The sequence below is a fragment of the Flavobacterium reichenbachii genome (assembly GCF_002217435.1).
Taxonomy (GTDB): Bacteria; Bacteroidota; Bacteroidia; order Flavobacteriales; family Flavobacteriaceae; genus Flavobacterium; species Flavobacterium reichenbachii.
In genome coordinates, this window is the sequence record NZ_MUHF01000001.1 from 74,414 (window position 1) to 89,982 (window position 15,569).

The 15,569-nt window shown below is 33.4% G+C and carries 18 protein-coding genes; 5 read left to right on the plus strand and 13 right to left on the minus strand.

The window, feature by feature from the left end; genetic code table 11:
- Positions 1–7: 7 nt before the first annotated feature.
- Entirely contained in the window at positions 8–2,233 is a 2,226-nt protein-coding gene (locus B0A68_RS00270; protein WP_035685922.1) for a glycoside hydrolase family 3 N-terminal domain-containing protein, read from the plus strand.
- 72 nt (positions 2,234–2,305) lie between these two features.
- On the opposite strand, the gene B0A68_RS00275 is transcribed toward B0A68_RS00270, so the two are convergent.
- Together B0A68_RS00275 and B0A68_RS00280 are read right to left on the minus strand one after the other, a co-directional pair.
- Positions 2,306–4,327 carry a DUF3857 domain-containing protein gene (locus B0A68_RS00275; RefSeq protein ID WP_035685920.1) on the minus strand — a complete coding sequence of 674 codons (2,022 nt, stop codon included), beginning with the start codon at positions 4,325–4,327 and terminating at the stop codon, positions 2,306–2,308.
- A gap of 265 nt (positions 4,328–4,592) precedes the next feature.
- Entirely contained in the window at positions 4,593–4,850 is a 258-nt protein-coding gene (locus B0A68_RS00280) for a hypothetical protein (RefSeq protein ID WP_035685918.1), read from the minus strand.
- Between the two features lie 286 nt (positions 4,851–5,136).
- Here B0A68_RS00280 and B0A68_RS00285 point away from each other — a divergent pair, with 286 nt between their 5' ends.
- Complete coding sequence (locus B0A68_RS00285; protein ID WP_035685916.1) at positions 5,137–5,892, plus strand: NUDIX hydrolase; 756 nt, start codon at positions 5,137–5,139, stop codon at positions 5,890–5,892.
- A gap of 20 nt (positions 5,893–5,912) precedes the next feature.
- Positions 5,913–6,233: an MmcQ/YjbR family DNA-binding protein gene (locus tag B0A68_RS00290; protein ID WP_035685914.1), complete on the plus strand. Its 321-nt coding sequence runs from the start codon at positions 5,913–5,915 to the stop codon at positions 6,231–6,233.
- A gap of 33 nt (positions 6,234–6,266) precedes the next feature.
- On the opposite strand, the gene B0A68_RS00295 is transcribed toward B0A68_RS00290, so the two are convergent.
- The 8 genes from B0A68_RS00295 to ahcY all read right to left on the minus strand — a co-directional run bounded on the left by B0A68_RS00295 (position 6,267) and on the right by ahcY (position 12,285).
- Positions 6,267–6,884: an alpha-ketoglutarate-dependent dioxygenase AlkB family protein gene (locus B0A68_RS00295; RefSeq protein WP_035685912.1), complete on the minus strand. Its 618-nt coding sequence runs from the start codon at positions 6,882–6,884 to the stop codon at positions 6,267–6,269.
- A complete protein-coding gene (locus tag B0A68_RS00300; RefSeq protein WP_035685910.1) occupies positions 6,871–7,116 on the minus strand; it encodes an Ada metal-binding domain-containing protein in 246 nt (81 codons plus the stop codon). The genes B0A68_RS00295 and B0A68_RS00300 overlap by 14 nt, the downstream gene beginning before the upstream one ends.
- Positions 7,117–7,379: 263 nt before the next feature.
- Positions 7,380–8,093, minus strand: coding sequence for a 2OG-Fe(II) oxygenase (locus B0A68_RS00305; RefSeq protein WP_035688246.1), 714 nt, complete (start codon positions 8,091–8,093; stop codon positions 7,380–7,382).
- A gap of 113 nt (positions 8,094–8,206) precedes the next feature.
- Positions 8,207–9,049 (minus strand): bifunctional helix-turn-helix domain-containing protein/methylated-DNA--[protein]-cysteine S-methyltransferase, encoded by an 843-nt coding sequence (locus B0A68_RS00310; protein ID WP_035685908.1) that lies wholly within the window; start codon positions 9,047–9,049, stop codon positions 8,207–8,209.
- Positions 9,050–9,193: 144 nt separating this feature from the next.
- The gene (locus tag B0A68_RS00315; RefSeq protein WP_035685906.1) at positions 9,194–9,526 is read right to left on the minus strand and encodes a DMT family transporter; all 333 of its coding nucleotides are present in this window, start codon (positions 9,524–9,526) and stop codon (positions 9,194–9,196) included.
- Positions 9,527–9,641: 115 nt separating this feature from the next.
- Positions 9,642–9,974, minus strand: a complete 333-nt coding sequence (locus B0A68_RS00320) for a hypothetical protein (protein ID WP_035685903.1) — start codon at positions 9,972–9,974, stop codon at positions 9,642–9,644.
- 59 nt (positions 9,975–10,033) lie between these two features.
- Positions 10,034–10,585, minus strand: coding sequence for a hypothetical protein (locus B0A68_RS00325; RefSeq protein WP_123947461.1), 552 nt, complete (start codon positions 10,583–10,585; stop codon positions 10,034–10,036).
- A gap of 383 nt (positions 10,586–10,968) precedes the next feature.
- A complete protein-coding gene (gene ahcY / locus B0A68_RS00330) occupies positions 10,969–12,285 on the minus strand; it encodes an adenosylhomocysteinase (RefSeq protein WP_035685897.1) in 1,317 nt (438 codons plus the stop codon).
- Positions 12,286–12,589: 304 nt separating this feature from the next.
- Here ahcY and B0A68_RS00335 point away from each other — a divergent pair, with 304 nt between their 5' ends.
- The gene (locus B0A68_RS00335; RefSeq protein ID WP_035685894.1) at positions 12,590–13,240 is read left to right on the plus strand and encodes a 4'-phosphopantetheinyl transferase family protein; all 651 of its coding nucleotides are present in this window, start codon (positions 12,590–12,592) and stop codon (positions 13,238–13,240) included.
- A 135-nt stretch (positions 13,241–13,375) separates the two neighbouring features.
- On the opposite strand, the gene B0A68_RS00340 is transcribed toward B0A68_RS00335, so the two are convergent.
- The 3 genes from B0A68_RS00340 to B0A68_RS00350 all read right to left on the minus strand — a co-directional run bounded on the left by B0A68_RS00340 (position 13,376) and on the right by B0A68_RS00350 (position 14,739).
- Complete coding sequence (locus B0A68_RS00340; protein ID WP_035685891.1) at positions 13,376–13,777, minus strand: group III truncated hemoglobin; 402 nt, start codon at positions 13,775–13,777, stop codon at positions 13,376–13,378.
- The gene (locus tag B0A68_RS00345; protein WP_035685888.1) at positions 13,774–14,061 is read right to left on the minus strand and encodes a hypothetical protein; all 288 of its coding nucleotides are present in this window, start codon (positions 14,059–14,061) and stop codon (positions 13,774–13,776) included. The genes B0A68_RS00340 and B0A68_RS00345 overlap by 4 nt, the downstream gene beginning before the upstream one ends.
- An 81-nt stretch (positions 14,062–14,142) precedes the next feature.
- The gene (locus tag B0A68_RS00350; protein WP_035685885.1) at positions 14,143–14,739 is read right to left on the minus strand and encodes a Crp/Fnr family transcriptional regulator; all 597 of its coding nucleotides are present in this window, start codon (positions 14,737–14,739) and stop codon (positions 14,143–14,145) included.
- A gap of 105 nt (positions 14,740–14,844) precedes the next feature.
- On the opposite strand from B0A68_RS00350, the gene B0A68_RS00355 reads away from it, so the two are divergent.
- The gene (locus tag B0A68_RS00355; protein ID WP_240475258.1) at positions 14,845–15,561 is read left to right on the plus strand and encodes a phosphoglycerol geranylgeranyltransferase; all 717 of its coding nucleotides are present in this window, start codon (positions 14,845–14,847) and stop codon (positions 15,559–15,561) included.
- Positions 15,562–15,569: the final 8 nt, after the last annotated feature.

Below are 15,569 nucleotides of genomic sequence, written 5' to 3' on the forward strand. Positions count from 1 at the left end.
CAATTTCATGAAAAAAATAACCACTTTTACATTCCTGTTCGTCTCGTTTTTTGCGATGGCACAACAAGAAACAATAGATCAGAAAGTAAATGCTCTATTGAAAAAAATGACCATTGAAGAAAAAATTGGTCAGCTTAATCAATATACGGGAGACAATTCGGCAACGGGTCCAATTACGATAAACCCAAACAAGCAAGCCGAAATTAAAGCGGGTTTAATAGGCTCGATGCTCAATATTATCGGAACAAAATATACCAGACAATATCAGGAACTGGCAATGCAGTCAAGACTTAAAATTCCGTTGTTATTTGGCCAGGATGTTATTCACGGATACAAAACAACATTTCCAATTCCGTTGGCAGAAGCAGCAAGCTGGGATTTAAAAACAATAGAATTAGCAGCAAGAGTTGCAGCAACAGAAGCATCTGCAAGCGGTATTCACTGGACCTTTGCGCCAATGGTAGATATTGGGCGTGATCCGCGCTGGGGACGTGTAATGGAAGGTGCAGGAGAAGATACCTATTTGGGTTCTAAAATTGCTTACGCAAGAGTAAAAGGATTTCAAGGAAATAAATTAGGCGATTTAAACTCTGTCATGGCCTGCGTAAAACATTTTGCAGCATATGGAGCAGCAGTTGGAGGAAGAGATTATAACTCAGTAGATATGAGCGAAAGAATGCTTCTAGAAACCTATCTGCCTCCGTTCAAAGCGGCTCTTGATGCAGGAGCAGCCACATTTATGAATTCATTTAATGATTTAAACGGAATTCCGGCAACAGGCAATGCACATTTGCAGCGCGATATTTTAAAAGGTAAATGGAACTTTCAGGGATTTGTAGTTTCAGACTGGGGATCTATTGGGGAAATGGTAGCACACGGTTACTCAAAAGATCTGAAAGAAGCGGCTTATGCTGCTATTACTGCGGGCAGTGATATGGATATGGAAAGTAATGCTTACCGATATAATCTGGCAGAATTAGTAAAAGAAGGAAGAGTTTCTATTGATTTAATTGATGATGCTGTAAAAAGAATTCTCCGTAAGAAATATGAACTAGGTCTGTTTGACGATCCGTACCGTTATTCAGACGAAAAAAGAGCAGAAAAAGAACTTAATAATCCGGAAAATAGAAAAGCAGCACTTGAAGCAGCAGAAAAAAGTATTGTTTTATTAAAAAACGAAAACCAGACATTGCCACTTTCTAAAAACCTAAAAACGATTGCTTTTATCGGACCAATGGTAAAAGAATACAAAGCAAACATGGGATTTTGGTCTGTAGAACTTCCAGAAGTGAACTACGATAAATGGGTTGTTTCTCAATGGGATGGTTTACAGAATAAAGTGGGTAAAAATACAAAACTGCTTTATGCAAAAGGATGCGAGGTAGATGGCGATAATAAAGATGGTTTTGCCGAAGCAGTTGCTGCTGCAAAACAAGCAGATGTTGTAATTTTAAGTATCGGAGAAAGACGCGATATGAGCGGAGAGGCAAAAAGCAGAAGCGATCTGCATTTGCCAGGAGTTCAGGAAGATTTGGTAAAAGCAATACAGGCAACAGGAAAACCAGTTATAGTTTTGGTAAATGCCGGAAGACCGCTTATTTTTAATTGGACAGCAGATAATGTTCCTGCAATCCTTTATACTTGGTGGCTGGGTACAGAAGCAGGAAATGCTATTGCAAATGTGCTGTTTGGCGATTATAATCCGTCTGGAAAACTGCCAATGACTTTTCCTAGAGAAGTAGGGCAGATTCCAATTTATTATAATCATTACAGCACCGGCAGACCTGCAAAAGATGAAGATTCAAAAAATTATGTTTCAGCTTATATCGATTTAAAAAACTCACCAAAATTTCCTTTTGGATACGGGTTGAGTTATACAAAATTTGATTATTCCAATCTGAAATTATCTTCTGCTTCGATGAAAAATAACGAAACAATTAAAGTTTCTTTTCAATTGTCAAACGTTGGAAAAGCAGCTGGAGAAGAAGTAGTGCAGTTATATCTTAAAGATAAATTTGGTTCTGTAGTAAGACCAGTTTTAGAATTAAGAGATTTTCAAAAAATAAAACTAAATGCAGGAGAATCTAAAACAATCGAGTTTACGATTGATAAAGAAAAACTTTCTTTCTACAATAATAAATTAGAATGGACAGCTGAGCCTGGAGATTTTGAAGTGATGATTGGAGCTTCGTCTGCAGATATTAAGCTTAAATCTGATTTTAAGTTCAATTAAAATTACAATCTCTAAAAATCATGTAATTGAAAAAAAAGCGGAGTTTTGATGACTCCGCTTTTTTGTATAAATTTAATTAAAATGCTTTTTGAAACTGAATTTTAGTTTATTCAAAAAGCCTTCTTCTATAATATCGACTCCAATTCCAAAATTGCTGTCTGCAACTTTATGATGAGCCGTTCTAAATTCTTCAAAGTCTTTTTCTGGAATTTCTAAGTTAACCAATGGTTTGTAATCAATATAGACCGTCCCGCCATTTTTGGTGATTTTTTTACGGCTGGTATAATCAAAATAAGGATTATTGATTGTGCTTTCCTGAATCGTAAATTTCTCGCTTACATCTATTGTCTGATCCGTCAGAAGACTGATTTCATATCTTTCGTTATCAAAATTATGCCAGAAAGTAACGTCTTTATGCATAAAATCTCTTGCACTGTTTTTGATAATATTACGATCAAAATACATTAAGAAACGATTGTTTTTTCCATCTGTAAAATATGGATTTTCTATAGTTGTTTTATATTCAACGGTAAATTCGTTAAGTTTTTTGTCGTCGCTTACAATTTCAATTACAGCATCTTTAAATATAATTCTAAGGTCAGTTCCGTTTCTGTCGTTACTATAATTAAGAGTATAAAAAAAGAAATTATTCCAGCTGTCGATGATTTCTCTTTTGTTTGTGTTTTTAAAGTATTTGCGCATATTATTTGCGCGGTTTCCTTTGTATTTTGTTGTTAGTTTTAGTTTTCCGATATTATTTTGCGCGACCAATTCCGATTTTTCATCAACCGCATAATAAGAGAAACGAGAAGGTTCCTTAATATGCAATTGTTGATTTGGTTTAACTTCCAAATAATGCATAAAATAGGTAAATCCGCGGTTTTCTATTAATCCAAATTCGTCACGAAGTGTAGCATCAACAAAATGATTTTCATTTTTATAATTTACTTTTACAATAACATGGTTAAAAGTTAATAACGAAGGCAGATAATATTTAATATAGAAATCTGTATTGAAATTGACCAATATAACAGACGAATCAATACCAATGTAGTCCAGAATTACTTTCAGCAAAACCGATTTTGCCTTGCAGTCTCCTTGTTTGTTTTCATATGTTACGGCCGGTTCCTGTGGTTTATGACCGTTCATTTCGTCAGCATTAAAAATGTAATTAATGTGATTTTGGACATATTCTATCGCAAACTGCAGCTGATCATCTTTATCTGTAATTTTATTAAGTTTTTCAACCAAATCTGGTGCAAAAACAGGAAGAGAAGCTTTAGCAAAAATATCCTCATAAATTGGCGAAATATAATTTGATAAATCGGTCCAATTACTCTCTGTTGCAAAATCTATAAAAGCAGAAACTTCTCGATTTGAATCAACAAAGTTGATGTAATCTTCTTTTTCGATTATAAATTTTTCACCTTGTTTCAAGTAATTAATTTCAGGTTCTAAAACATTTCCGTTTTCATCTCTAAAAAAAGTCTTTTTGTATGCTACTGTTTTTTCGCGGTCATTGATAAAGGTAAATTTATATTTACCATAAGCCCAATAACTGTCTGGTCCTACCCAAACATATTTAGAAAACTCTCTGCGTAAAAAATCACGTTCAGAAAATACTTTTACTTTAGAATCTTCCATAATCAAGATATCATACAAACGTAAATCCTTGATCGTAATATTGATTTTTTTATTACTGCTCAAAACACCGCCGCTGCTTTGGTTTTCGCTGTCTAAAACTTTGATTTTTGTATCTGGAATTTTATCTACCAAAACGCCGTCTCTCAAAACACTTATTCTGTGTATAATATAAGTTTCACTTTCCTCCACAACTACATCTACAACAGAAGCTCTTTCTAAGTTAGAAGGGTCGTTCAGTGTATAAGCGAGGCAGGCATATTCACTGTTTTCGTTATCATTTGTATAATAAATTTTATCCAAAAAATAACAATAGTCGCGTCCTTCATCTGTTTGTTTGATAGAAAAATCAGATTCTTTTATGTTTTCAATAAGTTGATCGTCAGAGATGTTAGACGCCCAGGCTTCGGGTTTTTGAATCTTATAATTTTCTGCTTGAATAATGTTTTCCATAAATATATTTTACGTAAGTATAATCTTTCTTTTTTATCTTTCAAAAATACCAAATTTTTGAATATTTAAAGTATCAAATTACTGATTAATTTTTGAAATACGTATTTGAAAATATATTTTTTTTGAAGATTTAGAGTACAAGCATTCTAGTGTTGAAAAGTGGGTGAAAAAGACCACAAAATGAGCTAAAGAGTAAAGAATTATAAGATGATGAGAATCAGGCAAGTTTTTAAATTAAAATGCAGAATTACAAAAAGAAATTGAATTATTTTAAGACAGTATTTATAAAATCCATAGCACCAATTCCTTTGTAAGAAGCATATAAAGCTTTATCGAAAGCTTCACGTTTTGCCTTTTTATCTTTCGATTCCGTTTCAACAATCATCTGGTTGAAAATTCTTTCCTGCTCTTCACTATATTTTATAGAAGCTTCTAAAAGATAAGTTTTAGAAACAAAACCAAAAGATGTCCATATTTTGGTTGTTATTTTTTTGTTTAAATTTTTTAACGGATTGGTAATCATAACTTCGCGTTGATTTACTGATTCTGTTCTTTCTTATCTTTTGACATTCAAACATCAATAATTTTGTAGTATTATTCTTTTAATATTTTAAAAAACAACAATTTTTAACATAAATGTGTTATTATGACGCAATGTACTTAATTTTTATTGTTATTTTTCATTTTAAGTAAAAATTGTGATTTATACACTTTTAAAATTTTCTGTAAAAGCAGAAAGAAGTTTTAAAAATAAAAATTATTAAATTGCATCTTTAATATAAAACATACTAGTAACTTAACTTAATAAAATGCTTAAAGACATTATAGAAAACAATCAAAATTACCAACCTGGACTTTCTATAGATTGTGTGATTTTTGGTTTTCATGACAATCATCTAAAAGTGTTATTAATTAAAGTGCCACGAAGCACAAAATCGTCGCTTCCAGGTGGTTTTATTCCTATTGATCAGGATATTGATACAGCAGCGGTCACAGTTCTAAACAGCCGGACTGGAGTTGAAGGAGTTTTTTTAAGACAATTTGCAACTTTTGGAAAAATAAGCAGAAACGATCAGCATTTTGGAAAAAATGTTTTAGAGTATCTTAAAATTGAGGAAGAAAAAGGAAAATGGCTGACACAGCGTTTTGTAACTATCGGATATTATGCTTTGGTTGATTTTCTGAAAATAATTCCTAATCCTGTAAATCATGACGAAATTGTAGAATGGATTGACCATAAAGAAGTGCCGGAATTAATTTTAGATCATAAAGAAATTTTAGATAAAGCTTTGGATACACTTCGAACAGAATTGAATTTAATGCCTGTTGGCTATAACTTACTGCCGGAGAAATTTACTATTCCGGAACTTCAGAAATTGTATGAAACTATTTTGGATAAAAAGTTAGACAGAAGAAACTTTCTCCGTAAAATAACCAACATCGGAATTTTGACTAAGCTGGACGAAAAGAAGAGTAATGTGGCGCACAAAGCTCCAAATTTATATTCTTTTGATAAGGAAAAATATGATGAGGTCTTGAAAAACGGATTAACTCAAGGCTGGTAAAATGATTAATTAAATAAAATATGGTTACGATTGAAACATTTAGAACCTTAGCTTTAGCATTTCCAGACGCAGTAGAAGAGCCTCATTTTGAAAAGACGTCTTTTCGAATAAAGAAAAAAATCTTTGCCTCTTTTGACGAAAAGAATAATCAGGCAGTTTTAAAATTAAGCGAAATTGAACAATCTGTTTTTTGTTCGTCAAGCGAAATGATTTTTTACCCTATTCCGAATAAATGGGGAAAGCAAGGCTGGACCATAGTAGAAATTGCAAAAGTAAGACCAGAAATGTTTGAAGACGCGTTGCAGCTTTCGTATCAAAATGTTATTTCGAAAAAGAAATAATTAAATTTTTAAATCTTCACTAATATCTTACGGTTAAAGTATTTTTAAATCAATAGTCCTAAAAGTCAAATTAACTCTAGGTTTTTGAGTAGTTTTGGTTGGCGGCAGCCGATGCAGCCAATGTGTCTGCGTTTCATCTTTCATTACCAACAGACTGCCGTGTTCTAAAATCAATGAAACAGTTTCTTTAGATTCTTTATGTTTGAAAGCAAATTTGCGTTCGGCGCCAAAACTTACAGAACCAATAGCGCCATTTTTTTTCAAATCTTTTTCGGCATCGCTGTGCCAGGCCATGCCTTCTTCACCGGAATGATATAAATTGAGGAGACAAGAATTGAAAGTTTCACCTGTTTTTTCTTCAATTATTTTTTTTAATTCTAAAAGTTCTTTTGTCCACGGTAATGCTTTTTTTGTAGTATTCGAGTATGTATATTCAAATTCCTGGTCGCCATACCACGCTACTTTTCTTTTGGTTAAAATTAATTTGCCAAAGATAATTGCTTCGTCATTTTTCCATTCAATAGTATTCAATAAAATGTCACGATAAAAATGGGCTTTTTCTCTGGAGAATAATTTTCCATAATAATTCACCGTTCCATCTTTCGGAAGCAAATTTGTAGTTTCGTCTGTATGCGGATTAAATAAGTCCATTTTTCCAGTTTTGATATTCGGTTTTCATACAATGTCCGCAAGGTCTGAAACCTTTTTCTTTAGCTCCATTTTCAGAAGAAAAGAAAACCCGATTTTCTCGTTTCATCCTTTTTCCGGAACTGCATTTTAGTGTTCCGTAAATTTTTAGTTTTCTGTTGCCACCGAAACAAATTTCCGCATTTTTAATTTTATTTCGAAGATCTGAATCGGATATTTCACAATGGTTTTTCATTTGTTTGTGTGTGTGTGTTTGTCGTAGAGACGCACAGCAGTGCGTCTTTCAAGTGAGTAACTCTCTCGCAAAGTCGCGAAGACGCTAAGTTTTTTTGACAAAGTTCCATACTGTTTGTCATTTCGACGAAGGAGAAATCTTCGCAAGTAACTCCGCAACGAGAATCTCATCTTTGTCGAGATTCTCGCGAAGATTTCTCCTTCGTCGAAATGACATAAAATGAGAAAAAACTTTGCGCCTTTGCGCCTCTGAACCTTTGCACCTTAATTTAACGCATCATGAAAAATAATTCCAAGTGTATATCTTTCACCAGAATGAATTTCGCTGACGCCATGTTTCATATTTACGCGATAATAACCTTTTGTGCCTTTTACAGGTCTAAAATTGGTCGTAAAAACTAAAACATCTCCCTTTTTGGGCTTTAAAACAATAGCTTTTGATTGTGCTCTCGGAGTTTGCTGCGTTAAAACAAATTCTCCGCCCGTAAAATCTTCGTCGGGTTCATTTAGAAAAAGTACTATTTGAATAGGAAAATAAATATCTCCGTATAAATCCTGATGCAGAGTATTAAAACCACTTTTACCATATTTTAAAATTAAAACGGTTGCTTTAAGCTGATTATTTTCGTGACATTGTTTGAGTAATTCTTCATGAAAATTAGGAAATACAGTATTGATATTTAAAGCTTTCATCCATGCATTGGCAATGGGTGCTAATTTAGGATAAATTGACGTCCGTATGTTTTGAATTAACTCAGGAAGAGGATAATTGAAATATTTATATTCGCCCAAACCAAAACGATATCGTTCCATAACAACAGTTTTTCGATATAAATTAGGACTTAAATAATCTGCTTTTAGAGTTTCGCATGCTGCATTAGTGAGAATATTTGAAAGAATGGCAAAGCCATTTTCGTGCATAGATTCGGTGATGCTTTCCCAGTTTTGAGAAGCAATTTTTTGTTGTATATTTTGCATAAAGGTTTTTTTGTTTTTTTTTTTTGCCACGAATTACACGAATGAACACGAATTAATTTTTATTAACGAAATGAAAAATTTGTGCAATTGGTGTAATTCGTGGCAAAAAAAGGTTATAGATTTATCTGAGAACCTTCCCAGCCAATTATCGCTGTTTTTCGAGTATTTCCCCACATGTAACCGCCAAAAATTCCAGAAGATTGAATCACACGGTGACACGGAATTAAAAAAGCGACAGGATTACTGCCAATGGCTGTTCCTACAGCTCTTGATGCATTTGGTTTTTCGATTTGCTGGGCGATTGTTCCGTAAGTAGAAAGCTGTCCCATCGGAATTTTTAATAAAGTTTCCCATACTTTCAGCTGAAAATCGGTGCCTTTTAAATGAAGTTTAATTTCCGATAATTTACTCCAGTCATTTTGAAAAATAAAAAGTGCGTTTTGCTGTAATAGATCTAGTTTTTTCAGAAATTGGGAATTTGGGAACTTGTGTTTTAAAGCTTCAAATCCGACTGCTTCATCTTCGGCGAAAGCCATAAAACAAACACCTTTTTCAGTCGAAGCCACAATAATATTTCCAAATGGGCTTTCGGCAAAACTGTAGTTTATCTGCAGATTTTTACCGCCATTTTTATATTCTGCGGGTGTCATTCCTTCAATATTTACAAATAAATCGTGAAGACGGCTTGTACCCGAAAGTCCTGTTTCGTAAGCTGTTTCAGAAATGGTTGCCTGATTTTCTTTGAGCAATTTTTTAGCGTGTTCGAGACTGGTATACTGTAAAAATTTCTTCGGACTTGTTCCTGCCCAATCGCTAAAAAGCCGCTGAAAGTGAAACGGACTCAAATGCACTTTTTCTGCAACCTCATCGAGATTGGGTTGTTCTTTAAAATTAGCTTTAATATAATCGATGGCTTCTGCGATACGATTATAATTGATAGTTTCCTGTGTGTTCATCTTCTTTCCATTTTATAAGACAAAGATCGATTGGTTTCTGCGGAAATAAAATCCGAAACTTGCTGAAAAGTTTTTGTTTTGTTTGTTTTAAGTTTCAGTTTTCAAGTTGGTTGGGATGTGAAACTTGAGCCTGAAACAAAAATTCTAATGTGCCGTAGTTTTAGAAAAAACATTAATTACAATAACTCCAATTACAATTAAACTCAACCCAATAATTGCTGGCAAATCAGGGATTTCTTTGAAAAAAACAGCGCCAATAATCGTTATCAAAACAATTCCGACCCCAGACCAAATGGCATAGGCAAAGCCAACAGGAATGGTTCTGATGGCAAAACTCAAAAAGTAAAAAGCACCACAATAACCAATTACGGTAATGATACTGGGAATTAGTTTGGTAAATTCTTCAGACTTTTTTAATGCTGATGTGGCGATAATTTCGAAGATTATGGCAATGAATAGAAATAAAAAATTCTTCATGGTTTCGGGTTTATGCAAAGTTAAGCTTTGTATGAAATGAGAAGAAATTATTTAAGATTATCTTTTCCTGATTTGGTTAGATAATAGCTTTCCAATTTATCGTTTATTTAAGATTCTACATTACTTCAATTAACTTAAATCTTAATTGATTATTGTCAAATTCGGTATGTAAAGTTAATTCGGTTTCTTTGTCGTTAGCGGTAAATAATTTTGCTTCGATTCCAAATCCTTCAATCGAATCGTATTTAAAGATGCTGAAATGAGTTTCCAGTATTTTTAGTTTTGGTAAATCTTTGGTTTCAAAATACTCGAATAATTCTTCCTGGATTTCTTCAAATACAGCCGCATTAATCTCAAAATGGGTTTTCAAATTTTCTAAATCCATTTCATTTATATATTCAACTAATTCGCAGTTCAATTTAAAAGTCCTTTTAATACTATCTTCCATTATCATAAATTCAGTTACAAAAAACCCGACAGGTCTAAATCTGCCGGGTTTGCATATTTTTAATTTTTAACTTCTTTCTCCAATCTTTTCTTTTCTTCCTTTTCAGCTTTTTCCTGTTCGTGGATTCTCTTTTCTTCTTCTTGTTTTTTGGCTAATTCTTCTTTTTTCAATTTAGCAGATTCAATATCTTTTTTTAAAGCTTCAATTTTTTCTGAACTGGATTCCAAATCTGTTTTTGATTTATTTAGTTTAGTTTCAGATTTGCTCACTTGTTTTTTAGCTTTTTCAATCTCTTTTTTATTATCAGTATTGCTGCTTTCTAGAGCAGCTAATTGTGCTTGTTTTGTTTTGAGATCGGCTTGTTTTTCTATTGATTTTTCTTCGAGTTTTTTTTGTCTTCGCTCTTCTTTTGCTAGTTTGCTTTCTGTTGTCTGAACGTTATGAAGCATGCGGTTCATATCTCGTTGCTGCTGCTGTTGCTGCATGAACATTCTGTTTTGCTGTGCAAACATAGCATTAGAAGACTGCATTTGTCTTTGCGCGCTCGAAAACTGTGCGTTGGTAAGAATTGGCAAAAGCATTAATAGGATTAAAATATGACGTGTTTTCATAATTTGGTGTATAGATATTGGGGGATTTATTATAATTCAAATTTATGTTTAATTTTTAAAAATCGTCTAAAATATCTGATTAATTTGATTGGTCTGTTTTACGTATGCATGAGGGATAGGAGCTAACTGCCGAAGCAGTGCGGATAGCGCGACAGCATTTTGAAAAAGGCCCAATGTAAGCAAAAGTGATTTGGGCCTTTTTTAAAATGGTGGCATGCCCAGATTGTTTTAGATTAAAAAAGTTTCAGTTTCAGGTTTCGAGTTATGTCAGAACTGGAAACAAAAAACCCGACAGGTTTTTAAAACGTGTCGGGTTTGATATGGATAATCAAAGAAATCTAATCCCAAAGTTTCGGGACAGAAATCTTCAATCTTAAATTTATTTAGTATCTGTAGTATTCTGGTTTGAAAGGACCTTCAACCGGAACACCGATATAAGCAGCTTGATCGTCACGTAAAGTTTCCAATTCAACTCCTAATTTCGCTAAGTGCAAAGCAGCAACTTTTTCATCTAAATGTTTTGGTAACATGTAAACGTCATTGTTGTAAGCAGCGCTGTTTTTCCATAATTCGATTTGAGCCAAAGTTTGGTTAGTGAATGAGTTACTCATTACAAAACTTGGGTGACCTGTAGCACAACCAAGGTTTACCAAACGACCTTCAGCAAGAATGATGATGTCTTTTCCAGCGATTGTATATTTGTCAACTTGTGGTTTGATTTCGATTTTAGATGCACCGTGGTTTTTGTTCAACCAAGCCATATCAATTTCGTTATCAAAGTGACCGATGTTACAAACGACAGTTTTATCTTTCATTTGCTCGAAGTGCTCTCCAAGAACGATATCTTTGTTTCCTGTAGTGGTAATGATGATATCTGCAGTAGCAATTACAGTGTTTAATTTTTTAACTTCATAACCGTCCATTGCAGCTTGTAAAGCACAAATTGGATCGATTTCAGTAACTGTTACGATAGATCCTGCACCTCTAAAAGAAGCAGCAGTTCCTTTTCCAACATCACCATATCCGCAAACGATAACTCTTTTTCCAGCTAACATTAAGTCAGTTGCACGACGTACAGCATCTACAGCAGATTCTTTACAACCATATTTGTTATCAAATTTAGATTTAGTAACAGAGTCGTTAATGTTGATTGCAGGCATTGGTAAAGTTCCAGCTTTTACTCTTTCGTAAAGTCTGTGAACTCCAGTTGTAGTTTCTTCAGAAAGACCTTTTATTCCAGGAACCAATTCTGGGAAACGATCAATAACCATATTAGTTAAATCTCCACCATCATCAAGGATCATGTTTAATGGTTTTCTATCTTCACCAAAGAAAAGAGTTTGCTCAATACACCAGTCAAATGACTGCTCATCAAGACCTTTCCAAGCGTAAACCTGAATTCCTGCAGCAGCAATAGCAGCAGCAGCCTGATCTTGTGTAGAGAAAATGTTACAAGAAGACCAAGTAACTTCTGCACCAAGAGAGATTAAAGTTTCGATTAAAACTGCAGTCTGAATCGTCATGTGTAAACATCCAGCGATACGAGCACCTGCAAGAGGTTGTTCGTCTTTATATTCAGCACGAAGCGCCATTAAACCTGGCATTTCAGCTTCAGCTAATTCAATTTCTTTTCTTCCCCAAGCCGCAAGAGAAATGTCTTTTACTTTGAAAGCCACAAAAGGCGTAGTTGTAGTACTCATTTATAGTATATTTGTTATTGTAAAATTTTTGCAAATTTACGGAATAACTTTAGAATTTTTACTATCTTTTGTAAGATTTGTGAAATGTTTACTTTCTTAATATATAGATCATTAGTTTCAAAATTAATTTTCACCATATAAATTATGTAAGTACATTTAAAAAAGATTCTTTGGAATGTACTTTCTTTACTAATTGCTTAAATTTACTAAACGCATTTTTTAGATTCTAAAATTATATTTGCTTATATTACTTATATAGTTTAAAAATGCACAATTCACAATTTACAATTCATAATTTAAAAAAATGCCTTTATTTCAGACTATACAATGCAGTGTAAATACTAAGATTTTAATTTGGGAAATAACCGAATCTTTTGACGAGTTATTAAGTAAAGTAGTTTTAAAAGAGAAAACAAAACTGCGATTGGACGGAATGAAATCACAGCTGCATCAGCGTGCCTTTTTAAGCGTTCGAATGCTGATTCAGGAAATGGGTTTTACAGATCACGATCTGCATTATGACGAATTCGGAAAGCCCTATTTCGATTGTCATAATTATATTTCGATTACGCACTCTTATCATTTTGCGGCAATCATTATTAGTCATGAAACTGTGGGAATCGATATGGAATTGCAGCGTGAAAAAATCCTTCGCATTGCTGATAAATTTGTGGATACGGAATTTGAATATCTGAATCCGAATGTTTTGCAGGAATACGTTAAAAAACTTACCGTGATCTGGGGTGCGAAAGAAGCGATTTTTAAAATCAGAAACGAAAAAGGAATCAGTTTTAAAGATCATATCAGAATTTGTGATTTTTCGCTAAACGAAAATCAAACAGAAGCCAGTCTTCATTTTGATGATTTAGTAAAAGACTTTGATGTTCATTATAAAGAAATCAAATCGGATAATTTTGAAGGGAAGTTTACTTTAGTTTATGCTTTTGAAAAATAAAATTGGGTAAAATTCCAATAAAGGTGAAGTTGGTCTTTGCGAGTAATGAAGCAATCTCATTTGCTAAATCAATTAATGTTACTGTGATTGCTTAGTTCCTCGCAAGGACATAGAATGCGTTACTCTCTAAGATTCTCAAGAATTTTCAGCCAATTTCTTACGATGTTCAAACATGCTCACAAACAAAAAAGTGCCCATTTTTCTGGCGCGTCTTTTTAGTGTTTCTACATTTTCTCCTTCAAAATGTTCGTCCAAAGTTTGAAACCAATAGTTAAGCCAGATTCCAAATTCGTTCGAAGTAATCTGTCCGTCAAAATGCTCGTCTACTTTGTTGTGCACTTCATGCGGATTACCTTTGTATTTTTTTATGGCAAATAAATTGGTTTCCCAGAAATCTGTCAGCTTTTCGAGATGTGCTTCCCAGTCTTTTATCATCGTATTAAAATAAAAGCCGATTTCTTCATCGGCTCTTATTTTAGCATAGAACTGATGGACTAAAAAAGAAATGTCAGCTCTGGTTTCTATTTGTTTTTTCATAATATGAAATTGTTCACAATTATAAATATAATACTTAATACAACACTTGAGAGAATAAAGTTAAATACTACTTTATGTTTCATTTGCGCTAAAATAGAAGTATTTGCTAATATACACGCCAATACTATAATAGCCAATTGTATCATTTGACCAATTGAGGTTCCGTGAGAAAGAATATACATTGCAGCGGCTGCACCTAAACAGCTTTGGCCAATTACAGCCATTGTTGCAGAACCAATATAATTTTTATTGAAATTTTCGAATGTTGTTTGATATAGTGTCATGATATTGAGATTTTTATACCACAAAGATACGCTCACTATACTGCTGCGTTTTATGACTTAAATCATAAAACAAGAACTATTTTATCGGTATACTTTTCTGTTTATAATCTTCAAAACACCTTTTTTTTCCAAAGCCTTAATCGTTCTAATAACAGTTTCTACCCGTAAACCCGTTAAATCTCCAATTTGCTGTCTGGTAAAATTAATGAGATAACCGTTGGCGTCTTTTTTAAAATTAAAATATTCAATTCCGTGATCGATTAATTTTAAAACACGGTGTTCAGGTTCATGCGTAGACATTTCGGCTGCCATAACCGATTTATAGTATAAACGCTGGGCTAGATTTTCGATTATTTTAATACTAATTGATGCATTTTCTTCCAGCATTTTCATGAAATTTGTTTTAGGAAGAAAAAGAATTTGAGAGTCCTCAACTGAAACTGCACTCGCAGGATATTTTTGATTTAAAAATAAAGGGGGCTCACCAAAAGATTGGTTTTTATAAAAAATGCCTTGAATAAATTCACGTCCGTCATCATTATAATTGTTCATTTTTACTTCTCCAGTAATAATTTGATAATAATGTGTGGGCAGATTTCCTTCTTCAAAAATTACAGAAGCCTTGTCGTAAAATTTCTTTACAGCACCGTATTTTTCCAGCAGTTCAATAGCGATCATAGGTTTATCTTTTTTTATTCAAAGCCTGACACAAATATAATTGATTCAAAATAGTTCTTCTACATTAAAAAACTTTTACTTTTACGCCCAATTATGAGATTAAAAATGCCACATATATACCAGCAGATTATAGAAGCTAAGCAAGAAAAACGAAAGCTTCTGGCTATTCTTTTAGATCCTGATAAAATTGTCTGGGAGAATCTGGAACACCTTTTACTAAAAATAAACGAATCGCCTGCAACTCATATTTTTGTTGGCGGCAGTATTGTTCAGGCTACTATTTTAGAAGAATTAATTGCAGCATTAAAACAGAAAACAAATCTTCCGGTTATGATATTTCCAGGAGATCCCTCGCAGATTTCTCCTCAAGCCGATGCTATTTTGTTTTTATCGCTGCTGTCTGGGCGTAATCCAGACTATTTGATAGAATATCAGGTACAAGCAGCTCCGATTTTAAAGAAAACCAATCTGGAAATTATTTCGACAGGATATATTTTAATAGAAAGCGGTAACGAAACAGCCGTTGCAAGAGTCAGTAAAACCCAGCCTCTGGATCGTGAGGATCTGGATTTGGTTTTGGCCACTGCGCAGGCAGGAGAAATGCTCGGAAATAAGCTTGTGTATTTAGAAGCGGGAAGCGGTGCAAAACAGGCTGTTCCTTTAGATATGATAGAGTTAATAGCTCAAAATGTTCAAATTCCAATAATTGTTGGAGGAGGAATTGTAGATTTGCATGGTATTCAAGATGCTTATAAAGCAGGTGCAGACTTAGTGGTAATTGGAACAGCTTTTGAAAATAACAGCCATTTTTTTGAATTATAACTAATAAC